This window comes from Pseudomonas parafulva NBRC 16636 = DSM 17004 (assembly GCF_000730645.1).
GTDB lineage: Bacteria > Pseudomonadota > Gammaproteobacteria > Pseudomonadales > Pseudomonadaceae > Aquipseudomonas > Aquipseudomonas parafulva.
Window position 1 is genome coordinate 188,101 of sequence record NZ_BBIU01000005.1, and the last position, 16,694, is coordinate 204,794.

Sequence of the window (16,694 nt, forward strand, 5' to 3'; positions counted from 1 at the left end):
ATGAACATGCCCATTCCTGAAGTGAAGGCCCGGCACGCCTCCGTCGACCAGACCCGCCTGGCTGCCCTGTGGCGCCCGGCCCTGGTGCAGGCGTTCATCAAGCTCGACCCGCGCCAGCTCAAGCGCTCCCCGGTCATGCTGGTGGTGGCCATCACTGCGCTGCTGACCACGCTGTTGTGCCTGGCGCCCGACAGCGGGGTGAGCACGGGCGTCGCCGTGCAGATCGCGCTGTGGCTGTGGTTTACCGTGCTGTTCGCCAATTTCGCCGAGGCCTTGGCCGAAGGCCGCGGCAGGGCCCGCGCCGACAGCCTCAAAGCAGGCAGCCAAGGCCTGGCTGCCCGGCGGCGCCTGGGCGATGGCAGCTACGAGACGGTCGCCGCCAGTGCGCTGCGCAAAGGCGATGTGGTACGGGTGGAGGCTGGCGAGATGATCCCCGGCGACGGCGAGGTCATCGACGGCATCGCCGCGGTCAACGAGGCCGCCATTACCGGTGAGTCCGCCCCGGTGATTCGTGAGTCGGGCGGGGATCGCTCGGCGGTTACCGGCAACACACGGTTGGTGTCTGACTGGCTGATGATCCGTATCGTCAGCAACCCCGGTGAATCGACCCTGGACCGCATGGTGGCCTTGGTCGAAGGCGCCCGACGGCAGAAAACTCCGAACGAGATTGCCCTGGATATCTTGCTGATCGGGCTCACCCTGGTATTTCTGATCGTGGTGGTGACCTTGCAGCCGTTCGCCCACTTCGTCGGTGGCAGCCTGCCGCTGATTTTCCTGGCCGCGTTGCTGGTCACGCTGATCCCCACCACCATTGGCGGGCTGCTCTCCGCCATTGGTATCGCCGGCATGGACCGCCTGGTACGCCTGAACGTCATCGCCCGCTCGGGCCGCGCAGTGGAGGCGGCCGGCGACGTGCACACGCTGATGCTCGACAAGACGGGCACCATCACCTTCGGCAACCGCCGCTGCAGTGCCTTGCATGCGGCACCTGGCATTACCCCGCGCGAGCTGGGGGAGGGCGCCTTGCTGGCGTCGCTGGCCGATGACACGGCCGAAGGCAAATCGATCGTGGAATACCTGCGCCAGCTGCACGGCTTCGTCGAGCCAGCTGCTGGCCAGTTCGAGCCGGTGGCATTCACCGCGCAGACGCGGCTGTCGGGCATTGATGTGGGCCCGCGCCGCTACCGCAAGGGCGCGGTGGACGCGGTGCTGGCCTTCGTTGGCATGCAGCGCCTGGACGTGCCAGCCGCGCTGGCCCGCGAGATAGAACGCATTGCCCAAAGCGGTGGCACGCCATTGCTGGTATGTGTCGACAAGCGCCTGCTGGGGGTGATCCACCTCAAGGACGTGGTCAAGCCGGGTATCCGCGAGCGTTTTGCCGAATTGCGCAAGTTGGGTATCCGCACCGTGATGGTGACCGGTGACAACCCCCTGACGGCCGCTGCCATCGCCGCTGAGGCGGGGGTTGACGACGTACTGGCCGAAGCAACGCCTGAGAAGAAGCTGGCCCGCATTCGCCAGGAGCAGAACGACGGGCGCCTGGTCGCGATGTGCGGCGACGGGGCCAACGACGCCCCAGCGCTGGCCCAGGCGGACGTAGGCATGGCCATGAATGATGGCACCCAGGCTGCTCGCGAGGCCGCCAACATGGTCGACCTGGACAGCGACCCCACCAAGCTGCTGGACGTGGTGCAGGTGGGCAAGGCGCTGCTGGTGACCCGTGGCGCACTCACCACCTTTTCCATTGCCAACGATGTGGCCAAGTACTTCGCCATCCTGCCGGCGTTGTTTGCCGCCATCTACCCGCAACTGGGGGCGCTGAACCTGATGCACCTGGCCAGCCCGCAGAGCGCGATCCTGTCTGCCATCGTGTTCAACGCATTGATCATCGTGGTGCTCATCCCGCTGGCGCTGCGCGGGGTGCGGGTGCAGGCCGCCAGCGCCGCGCAGCTGCTGCGGCGCAACCTGCTGATCTACGGGCTGGGCGGCATCGTCGTGCCGTTCGCCGGGATCAAACTGATCGACTTGCTGCTCAACGCCTTGCACCTGGTCTGAGGAGGCCAACATGAATGCTTACCTACGCCCGGCCTTGAGCCTGGTGCTGTTGATGACCCTGTTGACGGGTGCGCTGTACCCCCTGGCCGTGACCGGTATTGCCCAGCTTGTGTTCCCCACCCAGGCCAACGGCAGCCTGGTGCGTGACGAGCAGGGCCAGGTGCGCGGCTCGGCGTTGATCGCCCAGGCGTTCACGGGCGACGCGTGGTTCCATTCGCGGCCTTCGGCAGGCGCCTATGCCACCGTCGCCAGTGCGGCCAGCAACCTGTCGCCGGGCAACCCGGCCCTGGCCGAGCGGGTGAAGGGCGACGCTGCGCAGCTGTACCAGGCGCAACTCGGGCCGGTACCGCTGGCGCTGCTCACAACCTCTGGCAGCGGCCTGGACCCGCACCTGCCGCCAGAGGCTGTGGCCTACCAGATCCCGCGCGTGGCAGCAGCGCGAAACCTGCCCCCGGCGCGCTTGCAAGGCCTGCTGGAACAGGCCACCCTGCACCCGTTGATTGGCCCGCCGGTGGTCAATGTGCTGGCGCTCAACCAAGCATTGGCACGCCTGAGCGACTAGCCGTCGAGACAATGCCAGGCACGCGCGCAGCTCGCGACGGCGTGCCCAGCAGGCCCGAACGACGCACCTCACCCAAGCAGAACCCAAGGACCGAAACATGAGCGATTCCGCCCGCGCCGACGCCCTGCTGGCCACGCTCCCGCGTACCGGCCGGGGCCGCTTGAAGGTGTTTCTCGGCGCTGCCCCCGGTGTCGGCAAGACCTTCGCCATGCTCAAGGACGCCCACGCCCGCCAGCGCCAGGGCCAGGCGGTGCTGGCGGCGGTGGTGGAAACCCACGGGCGCGCCGAAACCGAGGCGCTGCTGGCAGGCTTGAAACAGCAACCCCTGCTGCGCAGCCAGTACCGCGGCGTCACCCTGGAGGAAATGGACCTCGATGGCGTGCTTCAGGGCGCAGCCGGCCTGGTACTGGTCGACGAGCTGGCCCACACCAACGCCCCCGGCAGCCGCCATGCCAAACGCTGGCAGGATGTGCAGGAACTGCTGGCCGCCGGTATCGATGTATACACCACCCTCAATGTCCAGCACCTTGAGAGCCTCAATGACAAGGTGCAGGACATTACCGGCGTGCGGGTCCGCGAAACCGTACCGGACTGGGTGCTGCAGGATGCCTTCGAACTGCTGCTGATCGACCTGCCGCCCCGCGAACTGCTGGAGCGCCTGCGTGCCGGCAAGGTCTACGTACCAGAGCAGGCGCGGGCGGCGGTGGATGCATTCTTCTCGCCGAGCAACCTCAACGCCCTGCGGGAACTGGCCATGCAGGCCGCAGCGACCCAGGTGGACGTGGATGTTGCCCAAGGTTACCGACAGCGCGGTGAGGCGGCGCCTGCCTTGCGTGGGCGCTTGCTGGTGGGTGTTGACGGTGACGATCAGGCTGAACGGCTGGTGCGTCATGCCAGCCGTGTGGCGCAGCGTCGGCACCTGCCGTGGAGCCTGGTGCATGTGAACAACGGCGGGGTACGTGACGAAGCAGGCCGCCAGCGCCTGCAAGCGGCGCAGCAGCTGGCCGAGCGCCTGGGCGGCGAGGTGGTGGTGCTGCGGGCAGGGGAGGTGGCGCACACGTTGATTCAGCACGCGGCCGAGCGGCGCGCCAGCCTGGTGCTGGTGGGGCAGACCCGACAGCGCCTGCGCCGGCGGCTGTTCGGGGCGGGCGTGGCCACGCGGCTGCTGCGTGCCAGCCACGGCCTGGAGGTCAACGTACTGGCCCGTGACGCGCAGCGCCCGGCACCACGGCCAGTGGTGCGGCAGGTCTGGGTGTGGCGTCATTACGTGCTGGCGCTGTTGGCTACCGTGACGGCAGCCGGCCTGGCCTGGGCGGTTGCCAGCGTGCTGGCGTTGCCCAACATATCGCTGGTGTTTCTGGCGGCAGTGCTGCTGGTGGCAGTGCGCAGCAGCCTGGGCCCTGCGTTGGCGTGCGCGCTGTTGTCGTTTCTGGCCTACGACTTTCTGTTCATCCCGCCGAATTTCTCGTTGAGCATCCAGCGCGAAGAAGACGTGCTGACCTTGGTGTTCTTCCTGCTGATGGCTGCACTCACCGGCAACCTGGCGGCCCGTCAGCGCCGCCAGTTGCAGGCCCTGCGTGAAACCCAGGCGCAAACCAGCCAGTTGCTCGACCTGTCACGCCGGCTGACGGTGGCGACCGACCGCCAGGCGGTGCTCACTGCCGCCAGCCAGTACCTCGATGGCCAGCAAGGCTTGCAGGTGTGCCTGCTACAGCGCGATGCCGAGGGCCAGTTGCAGGTGGCCAGTGGCGAGGTGCCGCGCTTCAGCGCCACTGAACAGGCGGCGGCGCAGTGGGCCTGGCAGCATCGCCAGGCGGCAGGCCGCGGCAGTGATACGCTGCCGGATGGCCGCTGGTGGTGGTGGCCATTGGTGGTCGATGAAGCCCCCCTGGCGCTGCTGGGAGTTTGCCTGCGCTCCGGTCAGCCCCTGGGCGACCCGCACCGGCGCCTGTTGCGGGCGTTGGGGCAACCCTTGGCCCAGGCCCTGGCCCGCGCGGACCTGGCCGAACAGCTGGAGGCGGCGCGCCTGCAAGGTGAGACGGAGCAACTGCGCAGTGCCTTGCTGGCATCGGTGTCCCACGACCTGCGTACGCCGCTGACGGCCATGCGCGGCAGTATCGACAGCCTGTTGGCACTGGGCGAAGCGATCCCGGTGAGCGACCGCCGCGAGCTGTTGGAGGGCACCCGCAACGAGGCGGAGCGCCTGGACCGCTACATCCAGAACCTGCTGGACATGACCCGCCTGGGCCACGGCAGCCTCAAGCTGGCCCGTGACTGGGTAGCCCCGGCCGACATTGTCGGCAGTGCCTTGCAGCGCCTGCGTGCAGTGCTGGCACCCTTGCAGGTGCACACTGACGTGCCTGCGCAATTGCCGCTGCTGTTCGTGCACGCCGCGCTGATCGAGCAGGCACTGGTCAACGTGCTGGAAAACGCCGCGCGCTTTTCGCCGCCTGCAGGCCGTTTGCAGTTGCAGGTAACCGTGCAACACTCGCAATTGCGCATGGCCGTCAGCGACGAAGGGCCCGGTATTCCCCTGGCTGACCGGGCGAAGATCTTCGACATGTTCTACACCGCCGCCCGTGGCGACCGGGGCGGGCAGGGCACCGGGCTGGGCCTGGCGATCTGCCAGGGCATGATTGGTGCCCATGGGGGGCAGATTCTGGTCGACGACGGCATTGATGGTAAGGGCACCTGCATCACCCTATGCTTGCCGCTTCCCGTCCAACCTGAAAGCGAAAGTGAAATGCCATGAGCCACACCGCCACCTTGCTGGTCATTGATGACGAACCGCAGATTCGCAAGTTCCTGCGCATCAGCCTGGCATCCCAGGGGTACAAGGTGCTCGAGGCGGCCACCGGCGCCCAGGGCCTGGCCGAGGCCGCCTTGGGCAAGCCTGACCTGGTGGTGCTCGACCTGGGGTTGCCAGACATGGACGGCCAGCACGTGCTGCGCGAGCTGCGTGAATGGAGTGCGGTACCGGTGATGGTGTTGTCGGTGCGCGCCAGCGAACTGCAGAAGGTGGATGCCCTGGACGGTGGCGCCAACGATTACGTGACCAAGCCGTTCGGCATCCAGGAGTTTCTGGCGCGGGTGCGGGCGCTGTTGCGCCAGGTGCCGCAAGCAGAGGGCGCCGAGGTTGCACTGCGCCTTGGGCCGCTGACCGTGGACCTCGCGTTTCGCCGTGTCACCCTCGACGGCGTCGAGGTGGCCCTGACGCGTAAGGAATATGCGCTGCTGGCGCAGCTGGCCCGCCACCCAGGCCGGGTCATCACCCAGCAGCAGCTGTTGAAGGATATCTGGGGGCCCACCCATGTGGACGATACCCACTACCTGCGCATCGTGGTCGGGCATCTGCGGCAAAAGCTTGGCGACGACCCGACTGCGCCGCGCTACATCATCACCGAACCCGGGGTGGGCTACCGGCTGGCGGCGCCGGCGGGTTGAACCGGCCGGCAAGTGGCCTCATGCCCTGGGCGGCTCCTGTTCGAACAGTTTGCGCATGATCTCCAGGTAGCGCCGGGCGCCGAGCCCCAGCGGGCGCGGCTTGACCCAGATGATGTCCACCCACAGGCGTAACCGGCTGGCCATGTTGTCGAAGCGCACTTCGGCCAGCGCGCCAGAGGCGATCAGCGGTTCGACCAATGGCTGCGGCAGGTAAGCCCAGCCCAGCCCCGACTGCACCAGGTCCAGCGTGGCCAGGTAACTGTCGGTCAGCCAGATACGCCGTGACAACACCATGCGCGGGTCGGAGCCTGTGGCCTTGCCGGATGCCACGATGATCTGCCGCTGCTCGGCAAAGGCCTCTTCAGGCAGGGGCATGCCGCCGTTCTGCCCTGCGGGATGGCGCGGTGAAGCCACGGCCACCAGCAACTGGCTGCCTGCTTCCAGGAAGGATTCGCGCTCGTCGATGCCAGGCCTTTCGAACACCAGGGCCAGTTGCACACTGCCGTCATGCAGCAGGCGGATGGCCTCGGTCTGGGTGGCGGAGCGGATCTCCACTTCCAGGCTGGGAAACTCCTGCGCCAGGGCCTGCAGCGGCTGGCTCCAGGCGCCGGTTTGCAACTCGGGGGCCATGGCGATGGTGAGGCGTTTTTCCAGGCCCTTGTGCAGCTGCAGCGCCTGGGCATCCAGCAGGTTCAGCTGGCAGATTACCTGCCTGGCCTGCGGCTCCAGCGCCAACGCGGCGCTTGTGGGCAGGGCCTTGCGCGTGGTGCGGTCGAACAGCGCAAGGTCCAGCTCGGCCTCCAGCTGAGCGATCGCCATGCTGACAGCCGATGGCACCCGCCCCAGCTTGCGTGCCGCAGCTGAAAAGGAGCCCGCTTCCAGCACCGCCAGGAAGATTGCCAGGGAGTCGCTGGTGAAGGCCATGGTGGTTACCTTGAAAGAACAGACGCAGGGCTTGGAGGGTAGGGGATGCAGCATGAAAAAGCACTTCGGCGCTCGCGCTTGCAAGCGCCAACTGCTTCAAGGCGAACACCCAACCATCACACCCCTTCAGCCAACACCCGGTCAATGCTGTCGACAAAGTAATCCACGCTGGCCCGCGTCGTGCACATCGGTGGCTTGATCTTGAGGATATTCAGGTAATCCCCCGTGGGCTGCATGAAAATACCCAGGTCACGCAAGCGATTGCACAACACCATGGTTTCCTCCGTGGCCGGTTCCAGGGTGTCGCGGTCACGCACCAGCTCAAGCCCAAGGTAGAAGCCTGAGCCATGGGCAGCGCCCACCAGTGGGTGTCGGTCTACCAGCGCCTGTAGCCTGGCCTTGAAGTAGCGGCCTGTGTCGCGGGCGTTGTCCCACAGGCCTTCATCTTCCATCACATCCAGCACCGCCATGCCGATGCGGCAACTCACCGGGCTGCCGCCGGCCGAAGAGAAGAAGTAACCCTCGGCCTCGAGGGCTTCGGCAATTTCGCGGCGGGTGATCACCACGCCGAGGGGCTGGCCGTTGCCCATGCCTTTGGCCATGGTGATGATATCCGGCACCACGCCCTGCTCTTCGAAACCCCAGAAATACTCACCCAGGCGGCCGTACCCCACCTGCACTTCATCGGCGATGCACACCCCGCCACGGGCCCGCACGCTGGCGTAGGCGGCTTTCAGGTAGCCGGCCGGCAAGGCGATGCCACCGGCATTTCCGTAAACTGGCTCGCAGATGATGCCCGCCAACTGCCGGCCGCTGGCGTCAAGGCTGGCCAGCTTGGCGTCCACGTCGCGCAGGTAGTCGGCGGCGCTGTCGGCACCGCGAAAGCGCCCGCGGAAGGTGTTCGGCGCTTCCACCGGGTGCACCCAGCCGGGGCGGGTTTCCAGGGCTTTGGGGTTATCGGCGATGGAGGTGGAAATGGCATCGGTGGCCACCGACCAGCCATGATAGGCCTCGAGCACACTGAGCATGTCGCGCCCACCGCTGTAGGCCCAGGCCAGGCGGATTGCCAGGTCGTTGGCCTCGGTACCGCTATTGACCATGAACACCCGGTCGAAGCCGTCGGGCGCCAGGTCAAGCAGCCGCTCCGAGAACTCGGTGATGGCCGCATAGTGGAAGCGTGAATTGGTGTTGAGCAACGACCATTGCCGCGCCGACTCGGCCACCATGCGTGGGTGGCCATGGCCCAGCACGGCCACGTTGTTGAGCATGTCCAGGTATGAGCGGCCTTGCATGTCGATCAGGTAATTGCGCCAGCCCCGCTCGATGTGTGGCGGTTGGGCGTAATAGTGTTTCTGCGAGCGGGCAAAGCTGGCATCGCGCCGCGCCAGCAGCGCCTGTGGGTCTGGCAAGGGATCGGCGTCGCAGTCAACGCCCAGCAATGCTGCCGGCGAGGGGCATAATGCCAGCCAGGCCGGGGCTTGGGCGGGCGTGGCGAAGAATGGCGGCCGCAGGTTGCTGTCCAGGCACAGCTGTACGCTCAGCCTGTCACCGGTTTGGCCAAGGGGCTCGCCCTGATGCACGCGTTGCCCGTCCAGCGGGCCTGCGCTCAGCCCGTACAGCCACAGGCTCCAGCGGGCAGTGCGCAAGCAGCCGGCGCCGTCACCGTGGGCTTCCCAGGTGCCGGCCTGGGGTGCCTGCACCGGGCTGCCTGGCGCCAGGTGCAGCTCCACGCCCAAGGCGCAGGTGGCGGGCGCCTCAGCGCGGTCAATATGGGTTTGAGACAGGCGATACTGCCCGTGCAGCGTGCATGCAGGCGCCGCCTGGGCGGCCAGCAGGCGCTGGTCGAAACCGGGTTGCTCCCAGTTGCCGGCTTGGCAGTGGACGCTGAGCACCCCCAGGTCGAGCCGGGTAACAGGTTGCCCGGCCAAACCAGGCAGCAACGCCAGGCAGCCGTCCAGCGCAGGGCCTTCAGGTTCCAGCCCCGCCGCCTGGAGAATGGCCGCTTCCATAAGGGCCAGTGGCACGGCCATGGCCGTGTCGAAGATGGCCCATTCATGCGCGACATTGTCACGGGTGTACTGGTTGCCGGGGTCGACCGCCAGCTGTTGGGCGCTGCTCAGCACCAGCACGGCGGCGCGCTTGAGCACCAGCGGCCAAAGGGCGCACAGCTCCGCCTCGGTCAGCGGGTTGACTGCCTGGTAAGCGCTCACCGCGGGCAGGATCATGAACGGGTCGCCGTCGGCATGGTGCAGCAGGGCAGAACAGGTGACGGACAGGTCGGCGATGCGCCAGGTGCGGATGAGGTCGCCGAAATCAATCACGCCCTGCAGCCGCCATTGACGCTGTGGGTCCAAGGCCCACACGGTATTGTCATCGGTGATATCCAGGTGCACAGCCTGCGTAGGCAGCCGATCGACCAGCGGCGCCAGGCGCTCACCTGCCACCCGGGCGGCTTCGTGCAGGCGGGCGCGCTGGCCGGCGTCCTCAATCAACGGCAGCAAGTGGTTGATCAGGGTGCGGGCATGGCGGGGGTCCCATTGGAGCGTGCGGGCCAGCCCCGGGTGGTCGAAACCGGCAAGCGCCCTGTCGACCTGTGCACAGAGTGCGCCCAGGCGGCCCACCACATCGGGTGACAGGTGGGCGACACGGGTCAACGGCTGGCCGTCGAGATACTCCAGCAAGCGTACGCGCAGCGGCTGCTCGCCGATGTTCACTGCCAGCAGGGTGTCGCCGCTGTGTGCCGCGATCACTGCAGGCACGGGCAGGCCTTGGGCCTTCAGATGATCCAGCGCGGCATGTTGCGCCTGCAGTTCGGTTTCAGCATAGCTGCCGTGGCAGGCCTTCAGCACGTAACGCCCTTGCGCCGCCTCCACGCGCAGGTTGAAGTCCTGCTGGCTGCCCAGCGCTTGCAGCTCACCCGAGATGCCGTAATGCGCTTGCAACAGGCTGGCGGCCTGGCTGGCACCGAGCACCGGGCTTGCCAGGCTGGCCCGCGCAGCCAGTTGTTCTATTAAGGGTGTAGAGGCGTCAGCTGGAAGGTTGTGCATGGGGCTACCGTCATCGAGGTGGAGGCAGCCCGTATTTATGCCGGTTTTGCCAGACAACGAAAGACGATCATTTTCAGTTTTTCTGAAAAGCAGCAGCCCCGATAGCTTGACGGAGATCAACCACTCGGCAAGATCTTTCAAAAAACCTGTACAAGTAGTTAGGTTTGTACAAGTATTTGGTGTAGCGTAGCGCCATTATTCCCCCCTGATGATCCACTGCCTTGTAGGACTGGTGAAACAAGATGATGGTTGCACCCGTTCCGATCAACGAACAGGACCGCCTGGCCGAGGTTGCCGAGTGGTGCGTGTTGCACCATGAGCCCAGTACCGAGCTGAAGGCGCTGGTCGACCTGGCGCGCCGCTACTTCAGTGTGCCCACCTGCGTGGTTTCGATCGTCGGTGAGTGCCAGCAGTGGTTTGCGGCACGGGCCGGGCTGGATGCACAGACAATGCCCCGGGACATTTCGTTCTGTGCCCACACCATTTTGCAGGCTCAGCCCATGGAAGTGCTGGACGCCACTGCCGATATTCGCTTCGCGCGCAACCCGCTGGTCACCGGCGAACCCGGCGTACGCTACTACTGCGGTGCGCCGCTGATGGTCGGGCAGCGGATTGCGATTGGCAGTTTCTGCATCATCGACACCACCACGCGTCCACCGCTGGACGACGCGCAAAAAGCCATGCTGGTGGCCTTCGCCGAAACCGCCATGCAGATCATCTCTGGCTTGCGCCGGAATGTATTCACGGACCAGGACACTGGGCTGTTCAACCGCCTCAAGCTCGAATACGACGTGAGCGCGGCGCTGGGCCGTTGGCAGCCGTTGACACTGTTGGCGGTAGACATCATGCCCCCCGAGGCGCTCAACGACATCATCCGCGGGTTGGGCTACAACTTCGCCCACGACCTGACCCTGCAGGCCATGGCACGCATTGCTGCGCAGTTGGACGCTGGGCTATGCCTGTACAAGATAAGCCCTACGCGCTTTGCGGTCTTGCTGGAAGACGTTGGCAACGTTCAGCCCTTGTGCCAGCGCATCGTGGCTGCACTGCAGGCGCCTGCCCAGTGCCACCAGGTGCCGGTGTTGCTGGATGCCGGCATCGGCATTGCGCCAATCACACCCCCGGCCGACGAACGCAACAGCCTGGAATGGTTACGCAGGGCGGTGGCTGCAGCGGACTCGGCGCGGCGCAATGTGAGGCGCTATGCCTGGTATGTGCCGGAGGTCGATGCCGCCCAGCGCCGTGCGTTGCTGCTGCTGGCATCCCTGGGGCACGCCTTGCTCAATGAAGGTGAGCTCAGCCTGCACCTGCAACCGCGCATTGAACTGCCTTCTGGCCAATGCCGGTCGGCCGAGGCGCTGCTACGCTGGCACCACCCCCAGTTGGGTAATGTATCCCCGGCAGAATTCATCCCCTTGGCAGAGAAGACTGCGCTCATGGCCAGCCTCAGCCTTTGGGTGATGCGCGCTGTGGTGGGCATTCTGGACAATACCCGGGGCATGGATTTCAGCATCAGCCTGAACGTCACGGCCCGTGACCTGGAGAGCCCGACCTTCATGGATGCGCTGTTGAGCACATTGCAGGGCGCAGCCATCTCCCCCAGGCGGGTGCAACTGGAATTCACCGAAAGTGTGCTGATCGAGCAGCCCGAGGCGTTGCAGTTGCAGTTGCAACGCGCCCAGCAAGCCGGCATCGACATTGCCATTGACGACTTTGGCACCGGCTACTGCAACTGGGTTTACCTGGCGCGGATACCGGCCAGCATCGTCAAGCTCGACAGGTCGCTGGTGCACCACGCGCTGCCAGGCTGCAGAGAGGCATTGCTGGTGCGGTCGGTGATCGACCTTGCCAGCCACCTGAAATACCGGGTACTGGCAGAAGGGGTTGAAACGGCGCAACAGCTCGCCCAGGTGTCGGCCTGGGGATGCGCCGAGGCCCAGGGGTTCCATATCGCCCGGCCCATGCCGGTCGCCGATTTCGTGCAATGGTTCTGCAACACCCGGCAGATCGATCAGGTCGCCGGCTAATGACAATGGCGCACTCCACCCGCAGGTGACATTCATGTTCAATCGCCAACTAAAAGCAACGCTAGCCGCGCGTGATGCCGAACTCGCTGAACTCCGTCAGCGCCTTCAACAATTGGAAAGCGGCGTTTTCCTGCGTCTGGACGACCAGCGCCGCGTCGCCACCTGCAGCCCGGCCTTTGCTGCGGCGCTGGGGGTGGAGGCTGGCGAAATGGTGGGGCAACCGTTGGCCCAGTGGCTGGCCGAACCTGCCCAGGAGAGCCAGGCGCTGGTAGATGCCCTGTTACGCTCCAGTGCAGTGATCCAGTTCGACCTGACCGGCAAGGTGCTCTCGGCCAACGCCAACTTCCTCAACGCCCTGGGGTATCGGCTGGAAGAAGTGGTCGGCCAGCACCACCGCATGTTCTGCAGCGCCGAGGAAGTGTCCGGGGACGGCTACACCACCTTCTGGCGCACCCTCAATGCCGGCCGTTATGTGACCGGCCGCTTCAAACGCCTCGATAAACAGGGCCATGAAGTGTGGCTGGAAGCCAGCTACAACCCTGTCAGCGACGCCAGTGGCAAATTGGTGAGGGTGGTGAAATTCGCCTCGGTGGTCACTGACCAGGTGCAGCGCGAGGAGGCGGTGCGCCAGGCCGCGCAGGTGGCCCTGGAAGTGTCGCGGCGTACCGACGGCGGCGCCAGCGAGGGTGTGTTGGTAATGCACGAGGTGGGGCAGTCGATGCAGGGTGTGGCCCGTCAGTTGCAATCGGCTGGCGATACCATCAGTGCGCTGGGTGAACAGTCCACGGTCATCAGCGCGATCGTGCAGACCATCGGTGCCATTGCCTCGCAGACCAACCTGCTGGCCTTGAATGCCGCCATCGAGGCTGCCCGGGCGGGTGAACAGGGGCGTGGCTTTGCGGTGGTGGCCGATGAAGTGCGCAAGCTGGCCGGCCGCACCAGCACTGCCACGGCCGAGATCGATGCCGTGGTAGCGCGCAACCAGGCCCTGGTCAGCCAGGCCGTTGGCGAAGTGCAAAGCAGCCGCACCGAAGCCGCCAATGGGCTGCAACTGGCCGGGCATGCCGGCCATGTCATCACGGGTATACAGGAAGGCGCCAAGCGGGTGGTGGCGGCGGTGGAGCGGGTCAGCGAGGACCTGCGCTAGCGGCGGGTAACTCCGGGCGCAGCGGGCAGGCCAGGGTCAGGCGTTGCTGCAAGGCAGCACGCAGGGCTTGCAGGTCTGCCAGGCGCTGTTCCACCAAGGCCAGTTTGTCCCGTAGCAGCGCCTCCACTGCGCGGTCCGGGTCTGGGGCGGCCCAGAGCGCTTGCACGTTGCTGCCGATCTCGTTCAGGCTGAACCCCAACTGCTGCGCAGTGCGAATGAACGCGACCAGTTGCGCGGTTTCCTGATCGTAGTCGCGGTAGCCATTGGCCAACCGGTGCGAGCGGATCAGCCCACGTTCCTCGTAAAAGCGCAGGGTGTCACGGCTGACGCCGCAGGCCTGGGCCAGTTGACCAATACGCACTGTGTTTTTCCTGAACATGGGCTTGACCCTGGAGCATACTCCAGGCTTTAGCCTGCTGCCTTCATTGAATTGCAGAAGGCATCGAACATGTGGAGCAACACCCAGTATCGCCAGCTGGTGCGGGCCAGCGGCCTCTACGACTTGCTGATCACCGTGGGCTTCGCCACCCCCTGGACCTTTGCCTGGCTGCATGGCTGGCTCAGCACGCTACACGGCACCCTCGGCCTTGCAGGGGAAATACCCGTGTTCGAACCCATGCACGTGATGATGGCCAACCTGATGGGCTCGATCGTGTGTGTGTGGGCGTGGCTGCGGATCCGTCACCCGCAGGTGTTGTTCGGCCGCTACGACGCCGCAGGCCGGGTGCTGTTTTCTGCCTGGCAGTTGTATGCGCTGGCCAACGGGGCCTCCGCGTTGCTGTGGGGCATTCTGGTGCTGGAAGTGCTGTGGGCGATTGCGCAGCTGGCGCCTGTGGCGAAGGCGCCAGCTGCTGCCTGTCATGACACGTCAGCCTGCAGAAATGCCGCCTCCAGCAGTTGCTGAGTGTAGGCATGCTGCGGGGCCTGGAAGATCGCCTGGGCATCGCCTTGCTCCACCACATGCCCATGCTTGATCACCATCAACTGGTGGCTCAGCGCCTTGACCACGGCCAGGTCGTGGCTGATGAACAGGTAGGTAAGGTTGTACTTGTGCTGAAGGTTGCGCAGCAACTCGACCACCTGGCGTTGGACGGTGCGGTCCAGCGCGGAGGTGGGTTCGTCCAGCAGGATCAGGGCAGGTTTGAGCACCAGTGCCCGGGCGATGGCGATGCGCTGACGCTGGCCACCAGAGAACTCATGCGGGTAGCGATGACGGGTTTGCGGGTCGAGCCCGACCTCTTCAAGCGCCGCGATGATCGCCACCTCCTGTTCTGCGGCGGTGCCGATACGGTGAATGCGTAGCCCCTCACCGACGATGTCCGCCACGCTCATGCGCGGGCTCAGGCTGCCGAACGGGTCCTGGAACACCACCTGCATCTCCCGGCGCAGCGGGCGCACCGCTTGCTGATTCAGCCCTTGCAGGTCCTGCCCGTTGAACCGGATGGCGCCGCGGCTGGCTATCAGGCGCAAAATGGCCAGCCCCAATGTGGACTTGCCCGACCCGGACTCACCGACGATGCCCAGTGTCTGGCCCTGGGGCAGGCTGAAATTTACCCCATCCACGGCCTTTACATGGTCGACGGTGCGGCGCAGCAGGCCTTTCTTGATCGGGAACCAGACCTTCAGGTCATCCACCTCAAGCAGCGGTGCACCCTGCGGGTTGTGGGCCGGCAGCCCGCTGGGCTCGGCGTTGATCAGCATCTGCGTGTAGGGGTGTTGCGGTGCGCTGAACAGCGTCGCGCACTCGGCCTGCTCGACGATCTTGCCGCGCTGCATCACGCACACCCGGTGTGCGATGCGCCGCACCAAGTTGAGGTCATGGCTGATCAGCAGCAGCGCCATGCCCAGGCGTGCCTGCAGCGCTTTGAGCAGGTCGAGAATCTTCAACTGCACGGTCACGTCCAGCGCCGTGGTGGGTTCGTCGGCAATCAGCAGTTCGGGCTCGTTGGCCAGTGCCATGGCGATCATCACCCGCTGGCGCTGGCCGCCGGACAGCTCATGGGGCAGGGCCTTGAGGCGCTTGTGCGGCTCCGGTATGCCCACCATGTCCAGCAGTTCCAGCGTGCGTGCAGTGGCCTGCTTGCCGGTCAGCCCCTTGTGCAGCAGCAGGATCTCGTTGATCTGCTTTTCGATGCTGTGCAAAGGGTTCAGCGAGGTCATTGGCTCCTGGAAAATCATCGCAATGCGGTCGCCACGGATGCGCTGCAGGCTCTTTTCGTTTTGCTGAAGCAGGTCCTTGCCTTCGTAGCGGATGCTACCCGCCGGGTGACGTGCCAGGGGGTAGGGCAGCAAGCGCAGAATGGAGTGCGCGGTGACGGACTTGCCCGACCCGCTCTCGCCCACCAGCGCCAGGGTTTCGCCCTTGCGGATATCGAAGCTGATGCCATCCACCACGCGGTTGACGTGCTCGCCGGTCACGAACTCCACGGCCAGGTCGCGCACTTCGATCAGGTTCTGTTCACTCATGTCACTTCCTCGGGTCGAAGGCATCGCGGGCGGATTCGCCGATGAATACCAGCAGGCTCAGCATCAGGGCCAGCACGGCGAAAGCGCTGATACCCAGCCAAGGCGCCTGGAGGTTGGACTTGCCCTGGGCCACTAGCTCGCCCAGCGACGGCGCCCCTGGCGGCAGGCCGAAGCCGAGGAAGTCCAGGGCGGTCAGCGTGCCGATGGCCCCGGTGAGGATGAAGGGCATGAAGGTCATGGTCGAAATCATGGCGTTAGGCAGAATGTGCCGGTACATGATGGCGCCATTGCGCATGCCCAGTGCCCGGGCGGCGCGCACGTATTCCAGGTTGCGCCCGCGCAGGAACTCGGCGCGCACCACATCCACCAGGCTCATCCACGAAAACAACAACATGATGCCCAGCAGCCACCAGAAATTGGGTTGCACGAAACTGGCCAGGATGATCAGCAGGTACAGCACGGGCAGGCCCGACCAGATCTCCAGAAAGCGCTGCCCGGCTAGGTCTACCCAGCCACCGTAGAAGCCCTGCAAGGCCCCGGCGATCACCCCCACGATGGAACTGAGCACGGTGAGAGTGAGGGCGAACAGCACGGAAATGCGGAAGCCGTAGATGACCCTGGCCAGCACATCGCGGCCCTGGTCATCGGTGCCTAGCCAGTTGTCCGCCGAAGGCGGCGCGGGGGCCGGCACGCGCAGGTCGTAGTTAATGCTCTGGTAGCTGAACGGGATCGGTGCCCACAGCACGAAGCTGTCTTTCTTTGCCAGCAGGTCGCGTATGTACGGGCTCTTGTAGTTGGCTTCCAGCGGGAATTCACCGCCGAAGGTGGTCTCCGGGTAGCGCTTGAACGCCGGGAAGTACCACTCACCGTCGTAGCGCACGGCGATGGGTTTGTCGTTGGCGATCAGCTCGGCGCCCAGGCTCAGGCCGAACAGAATCAGGAACAACCACAGCGACCACCAGCCACGGCGGTTGGCCTTGAAGCGCTCGAAGCGCCGGCGGTTGAGAGGGGACAAGGCCATG

The 16,694-nt window shown here is 65.6% G+C and carries 11 protein-coding genes and 2 pseudogenes; 8 read left to right on the forward strand and 5 right to left on the reverse strand.

Going from position 1 to position 16,694, the window contains the following annotated elements; all coding sequences use genetic code 11:
* From kdpB to PPA02S_RS03790, 4 genes are all read left to right on the forward strand, one after another.
* Positions 1 to 2,055, forward strand: coding sequence for a potassium-transporting ATPase subunit KdpB (kdpB, locus tag PPA02S_RS03775; protein ID WP_028632246.1), 2,055 nt, complete (start codon positions 1 to 3; stop codon positions 2,053 to 2,055).
* Positions 2,056 to 2,065: 10 nt separating this feature from the next.
* Positions 2,066 to 2,617 (forward strand): potassium-transporting ATPase subunit KdpC, encoded by a 552-nt coding sequence (gene kdpC / locus PPA02S_RS03780; protein WP_028632247.1) that lies wholly within the window; start codon positions 2,066 to 2,068, stop codon positions 2,615 to 2,617.
* Positions 2,618 to 2,714: 97 nt separating this feature from the next.
* A complete protein-coding gene (locus tag PPA02S_RS03785) occupies positions 2,715 to 5,369 on the forward strand; it encodes a DUF4118 domain-containing protein (protein ID WP_028632248.1) in 2,655 nt (884 codons plus the stop codon).
* Positions 5,366 to 6,061 (forward strand): response regulator, encoded by a 696-nt coding sequence (locus tag PPA02S_RS03790; RefSeq protein ID WP_028632249.1) that lies wholly within the window; start codon positions 5,366 to 5,368, stop codon positions 6,059 to 6,061. The genes PPA02S_RS03785 and PPA02S_RS03790 overlap by 4 nt, the downstream gene beginning before the upstream one ends.
* An 18-nt stretch (positions 6,062 to 6,079) precedes the next feature.
* Here PPA02S_RS03790 and PPA02S_RS03795 read toward each other — a convergent pair whose 3' ends face one another.
* Both PPA02S_RS03795 and PPA02S_RS03800 read right to left on the reverse strand, forming a co-directional pair.
* Positions 6,080 to 6,985, reverse strand: coding sequence for a LysR family transcriptional regulator (locus tag PPA02S_RS03795; RefSeq protein ID WP_028632250.1), 906 nt, complete (start codon positions 6,983 to 6,985; stop codon positions 6,080 to 6,082).
* A gap of 116 nt (positions 6,986 to 7,101) precedes the next feature.
* Positions 7,102 to 10,032 carry an aminotransferase gene (locus PPA02S_RS03800; RefSeq protein ID WP_028632251.1) on the reverse strand — a complete coding sequence of 977 codons (2,931 nt, stop codon included), beginning with the start codon at positions 10,030 to 10,032 and terminating at the stop codon, positions 7,102 to 7,104.
* A 242-nt stretch (positions 10,033 to 10,274) separates the two neighbouring features.
* Here PPA02S_RS03800 and PPA02S_RS03805 point away from each other — a divergent pair, with 242 nt between their 5' ends.
* The 3 genes and pseudogenes from PPA02S_RS03805 to PPA02S_RS23555 form a co-directional block, all read left to right on the forward strand.
* The gene (locus PPA02S_RS03805; RefSeq protein ID WP_028632252.1) at positions 10,275 to 12,059 is read left to right on the forward strand and encodes a sensor domain-containing diguanylate cyclase; all 1,785 of its coding nucleotides are present in this window, start codon (positions 10,275 to 10,277) and stop codon (positions 12,057 to 12,059) included.
* A gap of 34 nt (positions 12,060 to 12,093) precedes the next feature.
* Positions 12,094 to 12,669 (forward strand): annotated as a pseudogene (locus tag PPA02S_RS23550) (PAS domain-containing protein); the annotation flags it as partial.
* Between the two features lie 102 nt (positions 12,670 to 12,771).
* Positions 12,772 to 13,206: pseudogene (locus PPA02S_RS23555) on the forward strand (methyl-accepting chemotaxis protein); the annotation flags it as partial.
* Here the strand turns inward: PPA02S_RS23555 and PPA02S_RS03815 are convergent.
* Complete coding sequence (locus tag PPA02S_RS03815) at positions 13,187 to 13,567, reverse strand: MerR family transcriptional regulator (RefSeq protein WP_028632254.1); 381 nt, start codon at positions 13,565 to 13,567, stop codon at positions 13,187 to 13,189. The pseudogene PPA02S_RS23555 and the gene PPA02S_RS03815 overlap by 20 nt on opposite strands.
* Positions 13,568 to 13,654: 87 nt before the next feature.
* On the opposite strand from PPA02S_RS03815, the gene PPA02S_RS03820 reads away from it, so the two are divergent.
* On the forward strand, positions 13,655 to 14,110 hold the full coding sequence (locus PPA02S_RS03820; protein ID WP_042141255.1) for a hypothetical protein: 456 nt from the start codon (positions 13,655 to 13,657) through the stop codon (positions 14,108 to 14,110).
* Here the strand turns inward: PPA02S_RS03820 and PPA02S_RS03825 are convergent.
* Both PPA02S_RS03825 and PPA02S_RS03830 read right to left on the reverse strand, forming a co-directional pair.
* Positions 14,065 to 15,672 carry an ABC transporter ATP-binding protein gene (locus PPA02S_RS03825; protein WP_028632255.1) on the reverse strand — a complete coding sequence of 536 codons (1,608 nt, stop codon included), beginning with the start codon at positions 15,670 to 15,672 and terminating at the stop codon, positions 14,065 to 14,067. The two genes, PPA02S_RS03820 and PPA02S_RS03825, sit on opposite strands and share 46 nt — an antisense overlap.
* A gap of 1 nt (position 15,673) precedes the next feature.
* Complete coding sequence (locus tag PPA02S_RS03830; protein ID WP_028632256.1) at positions 15,674 to 16,693, reverse strand: ABC transporter permease; 1,020 nt, start codon at positions 16,691 to 16,693, stop codon at positions 15,674 to 15,676.
* Position 16,694 lies beyond the last annotated feature (1 nt).